Below are 18,761 nucleotides of genomic sequence, written 5' to 3' on the forward strand. Positions count from 1 at the left end.
CCAGCCGCCGCACGGCGGCGCCGGCTTCGACTATCCCGCCTGGCTGCGGGCGGTCTTCGACGTGCGCGCCGTCAAGGTGGTCACAGACTGGATCGGCCGCGGCTCGGTCGGCGTCATCGTGGCCATGAAGGACGGCGAGACCGGACGGGAGCCGACCGCGGACGAGGTCGCGGAAATGCTCGCCTATCTCGGCGCGCCGGGCTCATCGTCGGGCGTGCGTCCGGTGACCGCCAATGTGGTGGTGGTTGCGGCCGAGCCGGAAGAAGTCGCCATCTCCGTGCGGCTCCGGCCGGACAGCGTTGCCATCCGGGCTGGCGTCACCGAGGCGTTCGCACGCTACATCGCGACGCTGGGAGACGCCGACGACGACCAGAACGACAGCCCGATCGGCGCCGTCATCGAACCCTCGCGGATCTCCGAGGCGATCTCCGCAGCTTCGGGCGAATACGCGCATGACCTGACAGTGCCGGCGGCCCGCTACACGCTCGACACGAAGCAGTATCCGGTCGTTGGCGCCATCACCTTCCTGGCGCCGTTATGAGGACGGCCCCCTCCATCCTGGCCAGCCTCGTGGCCAAGCTGCCTCCCGGCTGGGTGCTTGCCCAGCGCCGCGGCGTCCTCGACGCGCTGCTGGAAGGCATCGCCGGCCGCCTCGGCGAGGCGGAAGCCGATGCCGAAATCCTCATGGACGAGGTCGACCCGCGCCAGTCCGTGCGCCTGCTGCCGGATTTCGAGCGGGTGCTGGGACCGGACCCGTGCGGCCGCGATCTCGGGGAACGTACGCTCGAGCAGCGCCAGCGCCAGGCGCATCAGCGCTGGACCGCGCGCGGCGGCCAGAGCATCCCTTACTTCATCGACCTGGCTGCGCGGCTGGGTGTCGAGATCCGGATCGAGGAATACTGGCCGAGCCAGGCCGGCGTGCTCGTCGCCGGCACGCCGTTGATCGCCGAGGGGGAGCAGTTCACTTGGGTGGTGGCCCTGACGCTGATCGACGAATGGTGGTTCCGGGCCGGCCAGAACGTCGCCGGCGATCCGCTCGGCGGTCTGACGCTCTCGGATATCGAGTGCGAGCTGCGGCGCCTGAAGCCCGCGCATACGCAGCTGGTCTTCTCCTATCGCGAGAGCCTCGAGGACGAAATCCCCGGCGCCTTCACCCTGCTCGGCGACGAGGACGGTTTCGCCTTCGACTTCACCGACGGCAGCTATGCCGGCCGAACGACCGTCGGCGCTGAAAGGTTGCTCGCCGAGGATATCGGCTTCGCCATCGACCTGACGGACGGCTCTTTCGCAATGAGGCCATCATGACCCTGATCGTCGGTGACGCGGTCGACTACCTGTCGCTCGTCCGGCCGAGCGGCGCCGCCTGTTTCGATGCAGACGGCCTGTTGCAGATCGCGGCGCCGAACGTGCTGCGCTTCGATCATGACCCGGTGACGAAAGCGGTGCGGGGCGCGCTGCTTGAGGACACGGCGACCAACCTGTTCGACGCGAGTGACTGGACGGATGCCGCGACGACCTACGGGACCGTCATGCCGGCCCAGGCGGCCGGTCCTGACGGAACCGACACGCTGGCCCTCATCACATCCACCGCTCTGAACGGCGGCGTGGCGAAGACGGTGAGTGTCCCGGCCGGCGACGGGCTGACACGTACCGCCTCGCTGCATTTTCGGAAGGGCACGGCCGACACCCACCGGCTCGACATCGGCTACTTCGGTGGCCCGGCCCCGTATCGATCGGCATCCACCTACTTCGATGGCGCGACCGGCGAGGTCTCGGGCGACGGTGGCGTCATCGACTGCGGCGGCGGCCTCTATCGTCTTTGGGTGGCGCTCGACAACGAGGTGGCCGACGAGCACAACGTCTGCCAGATCGTTTCCAACGTCATCGGAGCCAGCGGCAGCACCGCCTATACGGGCGATCTCCAGATCGAGCTCGGCTCCTATCCGACCAGCTGTGTGAAGACGACGGACGGCGCCGCGACCCGCGCCGCTGACGTGGCCAGCCTGTCGGTTGCGGGAATGTCGCTCGACAAGGGCTTCATCGCTTTCGAGGCGCTGGCGGCGCCCGGTTCGTCTGTTCTGATGATGGCGAACCTGGATGGCGGGTCGATCAACGAAAACGGCGCGTTCCGCTTCTCCGTCGATGGCGAGGGCGAGTATTTCTACACGGCGACGCCGGAGGGCACGGAGAAGTCGTTGAGGCGGCTGGGCGCCGGCCTCGATCTGACCGCGCCTGTCCGGGCAGCGTTCACATGGGACGGCGACACGATCTGGTCGACGGTGAACGGCCTGGAGCCGGTCAGCGACACGATCTCCACAGCGGCCGGCAGCTTCGACTTTGCCCGGCTTCTGCTCGGCCGAGGCTCGTGGGTCACCAATTCGGCCTGCTGGATGAAGCGCGTGCTGTTGCTGCCGCGTCGTGCCACCACTGACGAAATGAAGGCGGTCTTCGCATCATGATCACCCTTTATCTGCGCGCCGACACCGAGGCCGACATGATCGCGGCCCTGCCATGGGCGCGGGCGATCGCACCCGCCGGCGATGGCGTCTGGAACCGTTCGACCGAAAGCTACGCGCTCGACCTGGTCGGCGCCGTCGTGACGGCGCCAGGCGTCTATGGCGAAGACCACGCGGTCATCACACAACCGACGCTCGACGATCGCTTTCACGCCAACCTGCGCTGCACGGCCGAGATCGCCGCCCAGGTGACGGCCAATATCATCATCGACGCGCCCGCCACGCCGGCTCGCGTCTGGTTCTAGGAGGACAGGATGGATCGCGTAAACGGTCAGGACTATGTCGACATCGGCGGCGGGCGTCGCGGCTTCCGCAGCCAGAACAAGCTCGCCGGCGTCGCCGGCACGGAGGTGACGGACACCTTCCTCAACAACATCCAGGAGGAAATCCTCAAGGTCATCGAGGCGGCCGGCATCGTCCCTTCGGCGGCCGACATGACGCAGCTCTGGCAGGCCCTGAACCTGATGGTCCTTCCGGGCTTCGCCGGCAGGCTCGCATGGATGCCGGTGCTGTCGGTCACCACGACCGATCCGCCCGGCGGTGCGGCCATCGGGGACGCTTATATCGTTCCCGACGCAGCGGGCGGCGACTGGGCCGGCCAGGCGCAGAAGCTGGCCATCTGGGTCGGCGGTTCGTGGGCGCTCGTTGCTACGAAAGACGGCCATGGCGTCGGCCTGCCGGACGGCCGGCTGTTTGTGCGCATCGGCGGCATCTATGTCGAGTATCTGGCGACCGATGTGCGCGCCGGGCTGGTCAAGACGGCCACGACGCAGGAGGTGAAGGATGCCACGGGCACCGGTGCGGTGCGCGCCCAGGACCTTGTGAGCTACATCCTGCGGCCGGATGAGGACGAGATCACGCTCTACATCCGGCCTGACGGCGACGACATCAACGACGGCAGCGCCAACGACGCCGGCCATGCTTTCAAGACCATTGCGGCGGCAATCGATCGCATCCAGAACCGCTATGCCTTCGCCGGCCGCAAGGCGATCCTGAAGCTTGGCACTCCCGGGACCTACGATACGTGCATCATCCGCAGCGTTGCGGGCAGCCTTGAGATTGTCGGCGACAAGGACAACCGCGCCGACTATGTGCTGACCGGCGCTCGTGGCATGACCATATCGTCGGCGGCCGTCACCTTGTCCGGCCTGACGCTGACGTACGGCAACGGGGCGATCCAGCACAATTTGCAGGTCGGAAATTCCGGCGTAGCCACCATCGACGGCGTCATCTTCAATTGTGCGGTATCGCAGTCGACCTGGTCGCATATCTTCTCGACGGACGGTGGCAGCGTCATTCTGCAGTCGGGGTTCTCGGCGACCATCGGCGGTGACGCCTACGCGGCTCTGTATGCCGCGACGGGCGGCACGATCGCCGCCTCGACGGCAGCGGAAATGCTGATCACGCCCAACAATCCGACCTTTTCGGACGCGACTGTCGTTGCGCGCTCCGGAGGCGTGGTCGAGATTGCCGCTCTCACCTTCCATCCAGGCGGCGGTATTGGCCGGCGCTATCACGCCGCGTTGAACGGCGTCATCAACACCAATGGCGGCGGTGCGAACTTCATCCCCGGCAATTCGGCCGGGCTGACCGAGACGGGAGGCCAATATGCGTAGCTACGATCCGCGAGACTGGTACTGGCTGGCCGATGACGGCCGGCTCTACGGCTCTGCCCGGCAGGCGCTCGTTGCCGACGCCGAGACGGACGGCGACTATGCGGCCTGGGTGGACGGCGACGGCCATGCGACGCGCTGGCCGGCCGACGATGCCGGCGAGCAGACTGAAGCCGCTCTGGCGGCCGTCCTGGCGCCCTACGGCCTGACGCTGTGGCCCATCCCGCTCAAGGTGCAGCTCACGGCCTATGCGGCGGACAAGCGCTGGCAGGTGGAAACAGGCGGCATCACGGTCGGCGGCGCGACGATCGACACCAGCCGCGAGAGCCAGGCCATGATCACCGGCGCCTATGCCTATTCGCAGGCCAACCCGACAGAGACGATCAGCTACAAGGCGGCGTCGGGCTGGGTGAGCATGGACGCCGCCACGCTGGCGGCGATCGCCACGGCCGTCGGCGCGCATGTGCAGGCGTGCTTTGCGGCGGAGGCGGCCATGGCCGCCGAGATCGAGGCCGGCACGATCACCACGACAGCGGAGATCGACGCGGCCGACTGGCCGTAGGAGCGCAGACGCCCGGAGCAAGCTCCGGATGGCGGGCCTAGATTGGCGTCCTGTCCCGCCAGACAGCCCCAACGGATAACTGTCGCGCCTGCGGCCCTTTCGGGCAGGCAGACCGTGACTGATCCTCCAAGGCCTTTAAATGCCCCTTCAACCGTCATTCACAGCCGTAGATCCGATCCGCCCGCCGGCGGGATACATCGGCGGCAAGCGCCGCCTGGCGGCGCAACTGGTCGTCGCCATCGAGGCGACGCCGCACCGGACCTATGCAGAGGCTTTCGTCGGCATGGGCGGTGTGTTCTTCCGGCGCCGGCAGCGGCCGCCGGCCGAGGTCATCAACGACCGCAACGGCGATGTGGCGAACCTCTTCCGGATCCTGCAGCGCCACTATCCGCAGTTCCTCGACACGCTGCGGTTCCAGCTCACCGGCCGGCGCGAGTTCGAGCGGCTGAAGAAGAGCGATCCAACGACCCTGACCGATCTGGAGCGGGCCGGCCGCTTCCTCTACCTCCAGCGGACGGCCTTCGGCGGCAAGGTCGCCGGCCAGAACTTCGGTGTCGATCCGGCGAGCGCAGCCGGTTTCAATCTGACCAGGCTGGAGCCGCTACTCGCAGATATCCATGAACGCCTCGCCGGCGTCGTCGTCGAGAACCTCGACTGGCTGGCCTTCATCGACCGCTACGACCGGCCGGAGACGCTGTTCTACCTCGATCCGCCGTACTACGGTTCGGAGGGTGACTACGGCCGCGAGCTGTTCGACCGGGCGCAGTTCGCCGTCATGGCCGAGCGCCTGCACCGGATGAAAGGTCGGTTTATCCTGTCCATCAACGACGTGCCGGAGATCCGGGAGACGTTCGCAGGCTTCGACATGCAGCCGGTAGATCTGCTCTACACCGTCTCCGGTCCGCCCCGGCCGGCAAAGGAGCTGATCATTCATGGGTGAGGCGGCGTCGTTGATGTTGGGATACCTGCCGCTAGTCGTGTTTTGCGGCCTGGTCATCTGGCTCGCGCTCGCTCGGTTCAAGCGGCGTTAGAGTGACCCTAAAAGAGGCTTTGAAGCTTGGCCGAGTGCTCTAAAACCGCGCGTCAAAAACTCAAAACCGCGCGACCGGCTACAACGCGCTTTCATCGGCTTGCCGGTGCGTTTGTAGGTACCGGTGTAGGTGCCGATACCGAGGATGGTCGACCCGCCGTCGACCAGCCTTTCCAACGTAAAGGTATAGCCCTCCCACTCGTCGCCGATGCGCTTGAACACGCCTTCAATGATGGCGACAGTGCCGACATAGGTGCCGGCATAGGGAAAGCCGGCCATCTCGGTCCAGGCCGTGCGGTCGGTGATCGGCGCCATCATCGCCGCCAGGTCCTTGTTGTCGGAGCCGGCGTAATGCGCCTTGATCGCTTCGTAGTTCTTGCTCATGGTTTTGCCCGCGCTCAAACCGGCGCCGGTCCCTTTCCGTAGTCGGTTGTCGATTTCTTGGTGATGAATGCGCCAGCTGGCTTGTTTTCGATGGCGCCGGTCGAGATCACGCCGAGGAACTTGCCCGTCGAGCGCATGTCATCCCAATTGTAGAAGAACAGAGATGCCACCGGGATGATGAATTCGCGGAAACCGAAGACATACTGGCCGTCAGCAAACTTCCAGGTCGTGGCAAGGTCGACATCGCCATGGCCACGCTGCACGCCGACAAGGTTCTGCCAGGCATAACGCTGCGACGACAGGTAGATATGCTCGTAGACGTGGTTGGGACTGTATTCGTAGTGCGCGGTGAGCCCGACGAGGTCGCGCGACGGAGCAGGTTCGATACCGCCTGGCGCAACTGAAGGATCGCCGAGCACGCCCGCCAGCCATGTCTGCGCGACACGCGGCTCACCCGGCGCTTCACCGGCTTCCCTCACCCGTTCGCGCACCGAAAGGACACGCCGTGTGCGAGTGTTGACGATCAAGGCTTCATCTTCGGTCGGACGTGCGGCGAACGTCATATTGATGAAGACGGTGTCGGCGGCGACTTCCAGCGCCTCATACCAATCGACGCCGGCATCCTTGCCCTCGCCCCACGCGACGGTATCCGCCGACGTGAAAGCCAGATCAATCTGGCGTCCGCCGTTCAGCGTGATCTTGAAGGTCTGGCCAGCCAGGGCCTTGGTCGTCGGCAGCCGGTTGGTGGCAATCCCGGCGGCGAAGTCATCGAAATGCTTCCAGTCGGCCGGTCTGTTCACGTCATTCATCGCAAGGTCCTCGAACGCTCAATCAACAAAGGCTAGGGTCGGCAGGTCGACCACGGTGGCACCACCATCGACGGTCAGGATCGAACCATTCATCATCGCGGCCTCTTCGGAGGCGACAAAGCAGATGACGTTGGAAACTTCTTCCGGCGTGGCGGGACGGCCGAGCGGCACATCCTTGGTGACCAGCCTGTAGGCCTCGTCGACGGTTGCCAGACCGTGCTTCCCGACGATGACCTGCATCTGCTCGTCGGCCATCGCGGTCGCCACCCAGCCCGGGCAGATGGTGTTGGTGCGCACACCGCGGCGGCCGTAGTCGCGCGCCAGCGATTTACCGAGCCCGACACAGGCATGTTTCATGGTCACATAGCCCGCAGCCGCCGGACCGGCAAAAAGTCCGGCGATCGAGGCAACGACCACGATGTTGCCGCGCTTTGAGATCAGGTCGGGCAGGATCTCGCGGGCACAGACGAAAGTGGTGTCGAGATTGGTCCGCGTCGCCAGCGCCCAGGTCTCGTCGCTCATCGAAATGGTGGGGCCGACACCGTGGCCGCCAGCATTCGCGATCAGGATATCGACGAGGCCGAACCTGGCGTGCACTTCCTTCAGAGCGGCACGCACTGCATCGGCATCGGCGGCATCACCCTGAACGATCAGTGCGTTGGTGTCGTTCGCCACGGCCTCGAGCGGTTCGCGGCGGCGCCCCATCAGAACGATATTGGCACCTTCCCTGGCCATGCGTCTGGCGACGGCAGCGCCGATGCCGGTGCCTCCGCCGGTTATGAATGCTGTCTTTCCGGAAAATCTCATCGTCGCCCCGTGTTGGCGGACCGCCTGCTCCGGCCCGTTTACGTGCACCGATAGTGCGACGCTGCCGGGCGCAACGTCTTGTCCGAGCGGGAACTTTGTTTTGACTGAACGTGCACTTGGCCGGTCTTTGCCTTGAAGCGCGCGAGCAGCCTTCTTACCCCTGACCGCACGGTCAAATGGCCGGCAGGAGGATTTGATGAACGAGAGAGTTGCTCCCCCGATCAGCGCCGCGGCATCGGCGTTTCTTGCCCGTACGCATCGCCCTTTCATCGGGGGGCGCTTTGTCGATATCGACCAAGGCGGGGCATTGCCGGTCGATGACTCGGCGACAGGTGAAATTGTTGCTCGCGTGCCCGAAAGCGGTCCCGAAATCGTCGACCAGGCCGTAAAGGCAGCGCGTGCGGCACTGGAAGGTCCCTGGGGTTCGATGCCACCGGTCGAGCGCGAGCGGCTGATGTTGAGACTCGCCGATGCCGTCGAAGCGGATATGGATCTGCTCGCCGAAATCGAAAGCATCGAGAACGGCAAGTCGCTCGGCGTCGCCAAGATGCTGTCGGCCGGCGGTTCGGTAAACTGGCTGCGCTACTATGCCGGCTGGGCGACCAAGATCGAAGGCACGACGATCAACGTCTCCATTCCGGTGCCACCCGGCGCCAAGCATCATGCCATGACGGTCATGGAGCCGGTCGGCGTGGTCGGTGCCATCGTGCCGTGGAATTTCCCGCTGATGATCGGCGTGTGGAAGATCGCGCCAGCACTCGCCGCCGGCTGTACCGTTGTCATCAAGCCGCCACAGGAGACACCGCTCGGCCTGCTCAGGCTCGCCGAACTGATCGAGGCGGTCGGCTTCCCAGCCGGCGTGGTCAATGTCGTCACCGGCTCAGGCTCGGTGACCGGCGAAGCGCTGATCAAACATCCCGGCATCGACAAACTGACCTTTACGGGCTCGACCGAAGTCGGCAAGCGCGTGGGCCATGCCGCGGTGGATCGTGTCGCCCGCTTCACGCTGGAGCTGGGTTCGAAGTCGCCGATGATCCTGCTGTCGGACATGGAACACGGCATCGAGCCCCTGCTCGCAGGCCTCGGCATGTTCTTCAACCAGGGTCAGGTCTGCACATCGGCGGCACGCATCCTGATCGAAAAGTCGATCTATGACCGCACGCTGGCAAGGCTGGCTGAAATCGCCGATGGCATGACGCTGGGCGCAGGGCGGGACGAAGGCGCGCAGATCAACCCCGTTGTCTCAGCCAAGCACAAGCAGAGCGTGCTCGGTTATCTCGATCGCGCACTGGCGGCCGGCGGTGAACGCGTCAGCGGTCATCGCGCTGTGCCGACCAAGGGCCACTACATCGCACCGACCATCCTGCACAATGTTAAGCTCGACGCCGAAATCGTGCGCGAAGAGGTCTTCGGACCGGTCGTCGCCGCGATGCCCGTCGCAGATCTCGACGAGGCGATCCGGCTTGCCAACGACACCCGCTACGGCCTTTCCGCATCGGTCTGGACGCGCGATCTCGGCAAGGCGATGAAGGCGGCACACGGCCTCAAGGCCGGCACGGTGTGGGTGAATTCGCACAACACGCTGGACCCCGCCGCCCCGTTTGGCGGTTTCAAACAGTCCGGTATCGGCCGCGAACATGGGAAGGCAGCGCTGGACAGCTATCTGGAAACCAAGACCGTCATCATGCGGTACGCCTGAGCCGATGACGGAAATCTTCGACTACATCGTCGCCGGCGCGGGATCGGCTGGCTGCACCATTGCCAACCGGCTGGTGACGGCCGGCAAGCGCGTCCTGCTGCTGGAAGCAGGGCCGCGCGACAACGACAAATTCATCCATATGCCGGCGACCTTTGCCAAGGTCATCGGCACCAACCGCAGCTTCATCTACGAGTCCGAACCGGAGACTAATGTCGGTGGGCGGCAGCTGCCGATCCCGCAAGGACGTACTCTGGGCGGTGGCTCGTCGATCAACGCGATGCTCTACATCCGTGGCCAGCACGAGGATTATGATACCTGGCGCGACCTCGGTTGCCTTGGCTGGGGCTGGGACGATGTGCTGCCGGTTTTCAAGCGGCTGGAGCGCAACGAGCGGCTGGATGGCACCTATCACGGCACTCGCGGCCCCTTGCCTGTATCGGATGCACGCCACAGGCACCCGCTTTCACTTGCTTATGTAAAAGCCGCGCAACAGGCCGGTTACCGCTACAATGACGACTTCAACGGCGAACGCCAGGAAGGCGTCGGCTTCTATCAGCTGACCACGCTTGATGGTGTCCGCCAATCGGCGGCAACGGTGTTCCTGAAACCGCTCGCCAGCGATCCGAACCTCACTGTCGTCACCGATGCCCAGGTCAGTGCGCTGACGCTGGAGAATGGCGCGGCGAGCGGACTTTCCTATACAATCGCCAACGGCCGCATCGTGCAGGCTTCCGCGAAGGAAGAAGTGATCCTGGCCGCCGGCGCGCTGGCGACGCCAAAAATCATGATGCTGTCGGGGTTGGGTCCTGCAGCGCACCTGGCGGAATTGGGGATTCCGGTCGTCCGCGATATGCCGGGCGTCGGCAAGGATCTGCAGGATCATGTCGCGACGCCGGTCTACGCCGCAACGCGTGAGCCAATTTCGCTGCTCGGCCAGGACAAAGGGCTGAAGGCGCTTCGTCATGGGCTGCAATATATGCTCTTCGGCACCGGCCTGCTTACCTCGAACGTCGTGGAGAGCGGTGGCTTCTTCGACACCGACGGCGACGGTCGGCCGGATATCCAATTCCACGTGCTGCCGGTGATGATCGAGAACGCCGTGCATGGCTCGGTGGCTGAACACGGCATGGAACTGAACCCCTGCGTGCTGCGCCCCAAGTCGCGCGGCAAGGTGGAGTTGCGCTCGCGTGACCTGAACGATCCGATCCGTTTCACCACCGGCTTCCTGTCGAACCCGGATGACTTGAAGCTGCTCGTTGAAGGCGTGAAAGTGGCGCGCAACATCCTGCGCCAGCCGGCGCTGCAGGCGGTGATCCGGGAGGAGCTGAGGCCTGGCGGAGCGACGGATCTGTCGGAGGACAAGATCGTCGACCACATCATGCAGACAGCCAAGACCGTCTACCACCCGGTCGGCACTTGCCGGATGGGCACGGATGAGGCGGCGGTTGTCGACACGCAGCTTCGCGTGCGAGGGGTACCGCGCTTGCGCATTTGCGATGCTTCGATCATGCCACGCCTGGTCAGCGGCAATACCAATGCGCCGACGATCATGATCGCGGACCGGTGTGCCGACTTCATCCTCGCGACGGCCTGACGATTGGACGAGCGCCAACCTTCCGTATCGGCAGCTATGACGCCGTCAAAAGCTGTTGACGCTCGTCCAAATCGGGCGTTCCATTCCCGTATGCGTACAGTGCATTCTAGTGCGCGAGCGTGCTTTTTGCGTTTTCAATGCCTTATGGCGAAACGATCAAGCAGGGGTGGAGCTGACCATGCTGCATGTCAAACCCGATTTGCTGCGCGAGCGCTTCGACATGCAACGACGCGCCTTCGCAGCGGAACCGTTTCCTTCCCTTGCCGTCCGCAAGGATCGCCTGAAACGCCTGCAGGCGCTGACCGAAAATCACGAGCAAGCGATTTGCGAGGCCATCGACGCCGATTTCGGCAGCCGTTCGGCACATGAAACGCGTTTTGCCGAACTGTTCGTGGTGCGTGCTGGCATCAACCACGCGCTCTCGCATGTCGGTTCCTGGATGCGTGCCCGCAGCGTTGCCACCAGCCTGCCGTTCCTGCCGGGGAAGAACCGCCTCGTGCCGCAGCCTCTTGGCGTGGTTGGCGTCGTCTCGCCGTGGAACTATCCGTTCCAGCTCGCCGTTGCCCCGGCGACGGCGGCGCTCGCGGCCGGCAACCGGGTGTTGATGAAGCCTTCGGAACTGACCCCGAGCTTTTCGGCCTTGCTCGCCGATCTCGTTGCCGAACATTTCGCCCCGGAAGAAGTCGATGTCATTACAGGTGACGCCGAGACCGGCAAGGCGTTCGTGTCGTTACCCTTCGATCACCTGATCTTCACCGGTTCGACTTCTGTTGGCCGTCAGGTGGCGCTTGCAGCCGCTGCCAACCTGACGCCGGTGACGCTGGAATTGGGCGGCAAGTCACCAGCGATCCTCGATCCATCCTGTGACATGGATGCAGCCGTGCGCAGCATTGTCTTCGGCAAGCTGCTCAATGCCGGGCAGACCTGCATCGCTCCGGACTATATCATGGTGCCGCAAGGCCAGGCTTCAGCTTTGACGAAGAGGTTCGCCGAGACCGTCAGGACGCTCTACCCGACCTTGAAAGCCAACACCGACTACAGCTCGATCGTCTCCGACCGTCACTACCAGCGGCTGAAAAGTCTGGTCGAGGAAGCGGTTGCGGGCGGCGCGATTGTGACCGAGGTCAACCCGACCAACGAGACGCTTCCTGCTGAGGGCCGCAAGTTCGCTCCGACCTTGGTGCAGAATGCACCGGAAAACAGCCGCTTGATGCAGGAGGAAATCTTCGGTCCGGTGTTGCCGATCCTCGAATACGCTTCGCTGGATGATGCGATCGGCTATGTGAACCAACGCGATAGACCGCTTGCCCTCTATTGGTTCGGAACCGATTCCGCGGCACGCGAACGCGTGTTGCACGAGACCGTGGCCGGCGGTGTCACGATCAACGATTGCCTGCTGCATATAGCACAGGAACGTCAGCCCTTCGGTGGTGTCGGCGCCAGCGGCACCGGTGCCTATCATGGCGAATGGGGATTCCGTACCTTCAGCAAGGAAAAGCCGGTCTTCCTGCAATCGCGTTTCAACGGCGGAGCGCTTCTGCATCCTCCTTACGGCGCAATGTTCGAGCGTGTGCTGAAAATGCTCAGGCTGGTGACCTGAACATAAGCGCGGCAACGTCAGTTATTGGTTCGGTTGTCTTGGCCGATCACCCGCATGAACTCGGTCTCGGCGGCGGTGGCATAGCGCTCTTTGTGGCGCAGCATGAAAAATTTGCGGCGCGGCACCGGATAGTCGACCGCGATCAAATTGCCGGCGGCGAGCGCATTGGCCGCAACGAGGCGAGACATCACCGTCACTCCAGCTCCAGCCGCAACGGCTGTCCGCACTGCCTCATTGGTGGGCAACACCAGGCCAATGTCGATATCGGTTTCCGAGATACCTTCCTGGCGCAGCATGGCAGCAAGGGTCGAGCGCGTTCCGGAACCGCTTTCGCGCAGGATCCAGCTTGCCGTTGCAAGCAAGGGTTTGGCGTCTTTGCCGAGCTTCCCCCAGGGATGATCGGGCGGCGCCAGCAGCACCATCTCGTCTTCTGCCACCGTGCTGACGGAAAGGGTCGGCTCATCGACCTCACCCTCTACAAAGCCAAGATTGGCCTCACCTTCCCGCACCTGCGCTGCCACCGTCTCGGTGTTGCCCATGGTGAGCGAAACGGCAATGCCGGCATGTTGCGAACGAAAAGCATGGATGAAAGGCGGCAGCCAGTAATTGCCGACCGTCTGGCTGGCAGCGAGGCCCAGCGAGCCGACCTTCAATCCGGCAAGATCCGCAAGCACCAGTTCGGCAGCCGTCGCGCGTGCCAGCACCGCTTTCGCCTCAGCCAGGAAGAGCCGCCCAGCATCGGTGAGCGCAATGCGTCGGCCGACACGATCGAACAGCTTCGTCGCGTAGCGAGCCTCGAGCGCGGCCACCGCCGCGCTCGTCGCCGATTGCGTCAGATTGAGATCACGCGCAGCGTTGGTGACGTGCTCGCGTTCGGCGACAGCAACAAAAATGCGCAATTGCTCCAGCGTCATGCGGGCTCCTCAGAGCGCCGCGCATCCATTGGACGCGGGGCACTCCAAAACTCTAAATCTGCGCATCGTGCTTGCCGAAAATCGAACCCGATTTTCGGGCCGATGCACTAGCCCACCAGTTTGACCAGAAGCAGGCTGAAGCAAGCGATAAAGACAAACGCCGAAAGCGCAAGCAGCAATGGGCGAAGCCCCCGCGAGCGTATCTTGCCGATATGCGTCTGCAGGCCCATTGCTGCCAGGCCGACCGACAACATGAAGGTGGTTGCGAAAACGATGAGGGACTTGGCTTCGGCCGGCACTTCGACTGCGCTGTTCAACGCGACAACGGCGACAAAGGCGAAAACAAACCAAGGCATGGGTGGCTTTGCGGCCTTTTCAGAGGCCCTGCCCCGCGCAGCCATGACGCCAAGCGCTATCACCATGGGCGCCAGCAGCGCCACCCGTGCCAGCTTGGCGATGGTGCTGATTTCGCCGGCTTGCGGGCCAACCTGGAAGCCGGCGCCGATGACTTGCGCGATCTCATGGATGGAGGCACCTGCCCACAGGCCAAAGCCATGCTGATCGAGCCCCGTCGCGACGGCCAGCAGCGGGTATCCGAGCATCGCGATGGTGCCGAACAGCGTGACTGAGGCGACGGCATAGGCAACATCCTCGTCGCCTGCGTTGGTCACGGCATTGGTCGCAACAATGGCCGAGGCGCCACAAATCGAGGTTCCAGCGGCGATCAATTCCGTGAGCTTGCGGTCAACACCGAGAAGCCGGCCAAGGCCGAGGGTGAAACAGAACGTGGCCAGCAGCGACAGCGCGACAACGCCGACACCGGCTGCACCGATCGCTGCAAGTTGCGTCACCGTCAGCTGGAAGCCGAGCAGCACGATCGCGAGGCGCAACAGGGTGCGCTGGCAAAAGGCGATACCGGCGCGCGTGTTGGACGGCAAGCCGACCAAGTTGGCGAAGACGATGCCGACGATGACGGCAAGGATCATCGGGCTGAAAATGCCGAGCCCTGGTAATTCGCGGATCGAAAAAGCCGACGCAGCCACAATCGCCGCCAGCACGATGCCGGGCCAGATTGTGGTTTTGTTGACGGCGGCCGGCTCGCCAATCTTGACGGGCGGGGCAACCGGGCGATCAAACGATACGGCAGACACTGCATTCTCCAATTCCAAGCAGAATTGGAATGCCATTCTCCTTCTCATCAATCCAACGCATTGTCCGTGTCAAATCATTCGATTCAAACGAACGATCACTGCAGGCGGCAGGACGCGTTGGATGTCACCCGCGCGTTCGCCACGCTAGAGCAATTCCAGGAAAAGTGTCTAACGGTTTTCCGTCCGGAATTGCGTAGAAACAAAGAATTAGAGCGTTTCCGTGAAAACGGGAATGCTCTAGCGAGGGATCAGCCGACCCAGCGTTCGTAGTCGGATACCAGGAGGTGGAGCGGTGCCTCATCCTCTTCGATGTCGGAGAAGCGACCGATCGGCTCGCGGAAGATGTTGTCGGTGAGATCGTCGTTGACGGTCGAGACTTCGCCGATCAACACGTCCTTGCCCTCTGCCCAGAAGGCGTGCCAGACACCCGGCAGCAGCGTGACGCTTTCGCCCGGATCAAGCTTGAGCAGGCCGCCTGCCGGCAACTTGCGAATGGTGCCGTCGACCGGAACGGAGACTTCCGCCGTGGGATCGATGCCGCCATCCGCATCGGGCATGAACAGTTCCAGCACCAGCTTGCCGCCACCGCGGTTGATGATGTCTTCCGCCTTGATCACGTGCCGGTGCATCGGCGAAAGCTGGTCCTTGCGCGTGATCATGATCTTCTCAGCATAAAGCATGCCCGCGCCCTTCTTCATGTCCTCGAAACGGCCATTGCGCACCGTGAACAGGAAAAGGCCGAGTTCGTCGAACTTGCCCTGGCCATAGTCGGTGATGTCCCAGCCAAGCCGGGAGTCGAACACGCCCGCGGAGGTGTCGCGACGCGCCTTCATGTCCTCCGGTGTCCAATAGGCGAAAGGCGGCATGACGTAGCCGAATGAACGGATGAAGGCATCGCCCTCGCGAATGATGGCGTTGACGGTCGAACGTTTCATGAGGACGATCCTGTGAAAGCAGTTACCCTTTGGCAGGTTCTCGTCGCAAAACCGCGGGACACTTTTGCGGAACCTGCTTGGGAATTTCGCATAGCGCAACGCCCGCCGGCTGTCGATGTGCAGCGAGGGCGGCGTCAGGCGTCGGCGCGACGCGCCGCCATGCGGCGCATCGCTATGACACGGCGGCGATGGATTTCGGTGCGCATCGCAATCAGATGCAATGCAAAAAACAGAACCGTGAAACCGATGGCCATTACCAGAAGCGGCCACAAAAGACTGGGATCGATCGTCGGTCCGTCCAGCCGGAATACCGACGCCGGCTGGTGCAGCGTGTTCCACCATTCGACCGAAAACTTGATGATGGGAATGTTGATGAAGCCGACCAGCGTGATGATGGCGGCGGCCCAGGCTGCACGCGCGGCATCGTCCAATGCACGGGTCAGCGCGATAATGCCGAGATACATCAGGAACAGAACAAAGACCGAGGTCAGGCGAGCGTCCCACACCCACCAGGTTCCCCACATCGGCTTGCCCCAGATCGAGCCCGTGATCAGCGCCAATGCGGTGAACACCGCGCCGATGGGCGCTGCGGCCTTCAGCGAGACGTCGGCCAGTGGGTGGCGCCATACCAGCGTGCCCAACGCCGAAAGGGCCATCACCGTGTAGCACATCATGGAAAGCCAGGCGAAGGGCACATGGATGTACATGATGCGTACGGTGATGCCCTGCTGGAAATCCTCAGGCGCGGTGAAGCTCATATAGAGACCGGCCGCGAGCACGACCATCGCGATGCCAGTCAGCCAAGGCACCAGCCTATCGGCCAGAGCCATGAAACGGGTCGGGTTAGCCAGGTCTGCCCAACTCGAGGGGCGTGTGCTCATTTCGCTCATGAGGTGTTCTTAGAACCTTTCGGTCGACGTTTGAAGCCATGCCGAAAGGACAACACCGCGCACCTCGGAGCGTTTTTCACGGACCCGTGGAAACGCTCCAACTCTTTGTGGTTGCGCAATTTCGGCAAAACCGCTGCGCGCTTTTGCCGAAATTGCTCAGGGAGTACGCGGTGTCAATTTCTGTCACCCGTGGCCGAGGCCGGATGATCCGACGATCAGGCGGCCTCGCCGGTCACCGACACGATGCTGAGCCGGCGGACATCCTCTTCGGCGAGCAGCCCCCCGGCGCGCAACAGCGCAGCGAAGCGGCCATTGCGCATCGACAACTCCTGGAAGCCGCCCATCTCGACGACGCTACCCTTGTCCATGAAGATGACGAGGTCGGCGTCGCGAACCGTGGTCAGGCGATGGGCGATGACAAAGGTGGTGCGGTCGCGACGCAGGTCGTCGAGCGCTTCCTTGACACGGCCCTCGGTTTCGACGTCGAGCGCGCTCGTCGCCTCATCGAGGACGAGGATCGGCGCGTCCTTCAGCACGGCGCGGGCAATAGCGATGCGCTGGCGCTCGCCACCCGACAGCTGGCCGCCGCGTTCGCCGACGACAGTATCGTAGCCATCGCTCTTGGCCAGGATGAAATCCTGCGCCACGGCAGCCTCGGCCGCGGCATGGACTTCCTCATTGGTCGCCTCGTCACGGCCGACGCGGATGTTGTCCTCGATCGACCGATTGAGCAGACCGGCATCCTGGAACACGGTGGCAATCGAGTGGCGCAGCGACTTACGAGTCACCGTGCGGGTGTCGATGCCGTCGATGAGGATACGGCCTTCGCTCGGCGTGTGGACACGCTGCAGGAGATTGATGAGCGTGGTCTTGCCCGCACCCGTCGGACCAACGATCGCAACCGTCTGCCCAGCCTTCACCTCAAAGGAAACGTCCTCGACGCCCTGTGTGGAGTTGGCGAAGTTGAAGCTGACGTTCTCGAACTGGATGTGGCCGGTGACCTTGCCGAGATCACGCAGATCTTCCGGCTCGGCAGCTTCGGCAGAGTCTTCCTCGAGCTTGTAGAATTCCTCAAGCTTGGCCCGTGCTTCCGAAATCTGCGTCACAAAGTTCGACACCAGGTCGAGACGACCAATCAGCAGCGTGGCAAAGCCGGTGAAGGCAACGACGTCGCTGATGCGCAATTCACCGTGCATGACCAGATAGGAACCGATCATCAGCACAACCATCATCGAAACAGTCGAAGACAGGCGGTTCATGGCGCTGGCCAGGGCCCACCAATCCAGAACCGGGTTCTGGGCGTTGAGCAGATCCTTGACGTATCGCTTCAGCGTCTCAGCCTCATGGCCGATGCGGTTGTAGCTCTGCAGAACGGCAACGTTGCTGACAGAATCCGTCACGTGGGCGAAAACGGTGTGATAGTGACGCTCGACGTTGGCCTGGCCCTGCTTGGTCTTGCGCATGACAAGACGACCGATGGCGAAGTAGAACACGCCAAGCACCAGGAGAACGGCAGACATACGGGCATCGAGGCTCAGCGCCGTCGGCACGAGGAACGCCAGCGCGACAACGGTCGACAGATGCTGGCGCATGAATTCAAGCCACAGCGTGAACAGCGACTCGACCGCGCGCAGCAATGTCTGCAGCGAGTTGGATGTACCGCGCTGCTGGTGCCAGGCGAGCGGCATGGTGACGACGCGTTCGAAGGACTCGCACAGCACTTCCGAGCGACGCTTGTGAGCGAAGCGGTCAGCGCCGCGAGCAACAAGAACGACAGCGATGATGTTGAAGGCGCCGAGGCCTGCCCACATGACCAGCTCGGTGAACGGATTGGTGCGTTCGGCGATTGCGCCGATGACCTTACCCAACAGCATCGGTTCGTAAACCGCGACCATCGCAAGCATGACGTTCGCCATGCAGATCAGGATGAGACGCTTCTTATCGGCGGTAAGATAGCCGAGCGCTCTCCAGTAGATTTGCAGCAGGGACAACTCAATTACTCCCGCGTAACGATCCATAGTGCGCCGCATTATTGCGGTGAACACCTAGCCCTAGATGGGTGGCAAAACAATGCCCGCCTATGCCTTCTGCTCCGTTCCGACGAACAAAACATGACAACGGGCAGAAATCTGCCGTGATCGCGTAACGGTTTGAGATAAAAGGTGAAATCCCAACCCTGCGGCAAAATTACGGCAGATACCCATTGCTGCCGCATTTTTGTGCAACCGGAGACCCGCCGATGGGCCTCCGGAACCAT

The 18,761-nt window shown here is 63.2% G+C and carries 18 protein-coding genes; 10 read left to right on the forward strand and 8 right to left on the reverse strand.

The features are described 5' to 3' along the window. From AO692_RS25735 to AO692_RS25765, 7 genes are all read left to right on the forward strand, one after another. Positions 1–541: baseplate J/gp47 family protein (locus AO692_RS25735; RefSeq protein WP_200911785.1), on the forward strand; the 541-nt coding region annotated here is incomplete at its 5' end. Next, positions 538–1,305, forward strand: coding sequence for a putative phage tail protein (locus AO692_RS25740; RefSeq protein ID WP_082407561.1), 768 nt, complete (start codon positions 538–540; stop codon positions 1,303–1,305). The genes AO692_RS25735 and AO692_RS25740, both read left to right, overlap by 4 nt. Beyond that, positions 1,302–2,459: a hypothetical protein gene (locus AO692_RS25745; protein WP_054312925.1), complete on the forward strand. Its 1,158-nt coding sequence runs from the start codon at positions 1,302–1,304 to the stop codon at positions 2,457–2,459. Before AO692_RS25740 ends, AO692_RS25745 begins: the two co-directional genes overlap by 4 nt. Next, positions 2,456–2,761: a hypothetical protein gene (locus tag AO692_RS25750; RefSeq protein WP_054312926.1), complete on the forward strand. Its 306-nt coding sequence runs from the start codon at positions 2,456–2,458 to the stop codon at positions 2,759–2,761. Before AO692_RS25745 ends, AO692_RS25750 begins: the two co-directional genes overlap by 4 nt. Positions 2,762–2,770: 9 nt before the next feature. Beyond that, positions 2,771–4,132, forward strand: coding sequence for a DUF2793 domain-containing protein (locus tag AO692_RS25755; protein WP_054312927.1), 1,362 nt, complete (start codon positions 2,771–2,773; stop codon positions 4,130–4,132). Continuing rightward, positions 4,125–4,691 carry a DUF4376 domain-containing protein gene (locus AO692_RS25760; RefSeq protein WP_054312928.1) on the forward strand — a complete coding sequence of 189 codons (567 nt, stop codon included), beginning with the start codon at positions 4,125–4,127 and terminating at the stop codon, positions 4,689–4,691. Before AO692_RS25755 ends, AO692_RS25760 begins: the two co-directional genes overlap by 8 nt. A gap of 139 nt (positions 4,692–4,830) precedes the next feature. Continuing rightward, positions 4,831–5,631 carry a DNA adenine methylase gene (locus AO692_RS25765; protein ID WP_054312929.1) on the forward strand — a complete coding sequence of 267 codons (801 nt, stop codon included), beginning with the start codon at positions 4,831–4,833 and terminating at the stop codon, positions 5,629–5,631. An 87-nt stretch (positions 5,632–5,718) separates the two neighbouring features. Here AO692_RS25765 and AO692_RS25770 read toward each other — a convergent pair whose 3' ends face one another. The 3 genes from AO692_RS25770 to AO692_RS25780 are packed head-to-tail and all read right to left on the reverse strand — an operon-like array spanning position 5,719 to position 7,721. Next, complete coding sequence (locus AO692_RS25770) at positions 5,719–6,105, reverse strand: nuclear transport factor 2 family protein (protein ID WP_054312930.1); 387 nt, start codon at positions 6,103–6,105, stop codon at positions 5,719–5,721. Positions 6,106–6,119: 14 nt separating this feature from the next. Beyond that, positions 6,120–6,914 (reverse strand): MoaF C-terminal domain-containing protein, encoded by a 795-nt coding sequence (locus AO692_RS25775; protein ID WP_054312931.1) that lies wholly within the window; start codon positions 6,912–6,914, stop codon positions 6,120–6,122. A gap of 18 nt (positions 6,915–6,932) precedes the next feature. After that, positions 6,933–7,721, reverse strand: coding sequence for an SDR family oxidoreductase (locus AO692_RS25780; protein WP_054312932.1), 789 nt, complete (start codon positions 7,719–7,721; stop codon positions 6,933–6,935). A 196-nt stretch (positions 7,722–7,917) separates the two neighbouring features. Here AO692_RS25780 and AO692_RS25785 point away from each other — a divergent pair, with 196 nt between their 5' ends. The 3 genes from AO692_RS25785 to AO692_RS25795 all read left to right on the forward strand — a co-directional run bounded on the left by AO692_RS25785 (position 7,918) and on the right by AO692_RS25795 (position 12,614). Continuing rightward, positions 7,918–9,420 carry an aldehyde dehydrogenase family protein gene (locus AO692_RS25785; RefSeq protein ID WP_054312933.1) on the forward strand — a complete coding sequence of 501 codons (1,503 nt, stop codon included), beginning with the start codon at positions 7,918–7,920 and terminating at the stop codon, positions 9,418–9,420. 4 nt (positions 9,421–9,424) lie between these two features. Next, complete coding sequence (locus tag AO692_RS25790; protein ID WP_054312934.1) at positions 9,425–11,014, forward strand: GMC family oxidoreductase N-terminal domain-containing protein; 1,590 nt, start codon at positions 9,425–9,427, stop codon at positions 11,012–11,014. A 178-nt stretch (positions 11,015–11,192) separates the two neighbouring features. Then, entirely contained in the window at positions 11,193–12,614 is a 1,422-nt protein-coding gene (locus AO692_RS25795; RefSeq protein WP_054312935.1) for a coniferyl aldehyde dehydrogenase, read from the forward strand. Positions 12,615–12,631: 17 nt separating this feature from the next. Here the strand turns inward: AO692_RS25795 and AO692_RS25800 are convergent, their stop codons facing one another. From AO692_RS25800 to AO692_RS25820, 5 genes are all read right to left on the reverse strand, one after another. Continuing rightward, the gene (locus AO692_RS25800; protein ID WP_054312936.1) at positions 12,632–13,528 is read right to left on the reverse strand and encodes a LysR family transcriptional regulator; all 897 of its coding nucleotides are present in this window, start codon (positions 13,526–13,528) and stop codon (positions 12,632–12,634) included. Between the two features lie 107 nt (positions 13,529–13,635). Next, the gene (locus tag AO692_RS25805) at positions 13,636–14,634 is read right to left on the reverse strand and encodes a YeiH family protein (RefSeq protein WP_244483496.1); all 999 of its coding nucleotides are present in this window, start codon (positions 14,632–14,634) and stop codon (positions 13,636–13,638) included. Between the two features lie 293 nt (positions 14,635–14,927). After that, the gene (locus tag AO692_RS25810; RefSeq protein ID WP_054312938.1) at positions 14,928–15,614 is read right to left on the reverse strand and encodes a D-lyxose/D-mannose family sugar isomerase; all 687 of its coding nucleotides are present in this window, start codon (positions 15,612–15,614) and stop codon (positions 14,928–14,930) included. 134 nt (positions 15,615–15,748) lie between these two features. Next, a complete protein-coding gene (locus tag AO692_RS25815; protein ID WP_054312939.1) occupies positions 15,749–16,504 on the reverse strand; it encodes a heme ABC transporter permease in 756 nt (251 codons plus the stop codon). Between the two features lie 215 nt (positions 16,505–16,719). Then, the gene (locus AO692_RS25820) at positions 16,720–18,495 is read right to left on the reverse strand and encodes a glucan ABC transporter ATP-binding protein/ permease (protein ID WP_054312940.1); all 1,776 of its coding nucleotides are present in this window, start codon (positions 18,493–18,495) and stop codon (positions 16,720–16,722) included. Between the last annotated feature and the right edge of the window lie 266 nt (positions 18,496–18,761).

It is taken from the genome of Mesorhizobium sp. 1M-11 (assembly GCF_001303895.1).
In the GTDB taxonomy this organism is placed as follows: domain Bacteria; phylum Pseudomonadota; class Alphaproteobacteria; order Rhizobiales; family Rhizobiaceae; genus Mesorhizobium.

Coding starts and splice junctions, on each gene's coding strand:
- AO692_RS25740 (WP_082407561.1), top strand. CDS start 538: ATGAGGACGGCCCCCTCCATCCTGGCCAGCCTCGTGGCCAAGCTGCCT.
- AO692_RS25745 (WP_054312925.1), top strand. CDS start 1,302: ATGACCCTGATCGTCGGTGACGCGGTCGACTACCTGTCGCTCGTCCGG.
- AO692_RS25750 (WP_054312926.1), top strand. CDS start 2,456: ATGATCACCCTTTATCTGCGCGCCGACACCGAGGCCGACATGATCGCG.
- AO692_RS25755 (WP_054312927.1), top strand. CDS start 2,771: ATGGATCGCGTAAACGGTCAGGACTATGTCGACATCGGCGGCGGGCGT.
- AO692_RS25760 (WP_054312928.1), top strand. CDS start 4,125: ATGCGTAGCTACGATCCGCGAGACTGGTACTGGCTGGCCGATGACGGC.
- AO692_RS25765 (WP_054312929.1), top strand. CDS start 4,831: ATGCCCCTTCAACCGTCATTCACAGCCGTAGATCCGATCCGCCCGCCG.
- AO692_RS25770 (WP_054312930.1), bottom strand. CDS start 6,105: ATGAGCAAGAACTACGAAGCGATCAAGGCGCATTACGCCGGCTCCGAC.
- AO692_RS25775 (WP_054312931.1), bottom strand. CDS start 6,914: ATGAATGACGTGAACAGACCGGCCGACTGGAAGCATTTCGATGACTTC.
- AO692_RS25780 (WP_054312932.1), bottom strand. CDS start 7,721: ATGAGATTTTCCGGAAAGACAGCATTCATAACCGGCGGAGGCACCGGC.
- AO692_RS25785 (WP_054312933.1), top strand. CDS start 7,918: ATGAACGAGAGAGTTGCTCCCCCGATCAGCGCCGCGGCATCGGCGTTT.
- AO692_RS25790 (WP_054312934.1), top strand. CDS start 9,425: ATGACGGAAATCTTCGACTACATCGTCGCCGGCGCGGGATCGGCTGGC.
- AO692_RS25795 (WP_054312935.1), top strand. CDS start 11,193: ATGCTGCATGTCAAACCCGATTTGCTGCGCGAGCGCTTCGACATGCAA.
- AO692_RS25800 (WP_054312936.1), bottom strand. CDS start 13,528: ATGACGCTGGAGCAATTGCGCATTTTTGTTGCTGTCGCCGAACGCGAG.
- AO692_RS25810 (WP_054312938.1), bottom strand. CDS start 15,614: ATGAAACGTTCGACCGTCAACGCCATCATTCGCGAGGGCGATGCCTTC.
- AO692_RS25815 (WP_054312939.1), bottom strand. CDS start 16,504: ATGAGCGAAATGAGCACACGCCCCTCGAGTTGGGCAGACCTGGCTAAC.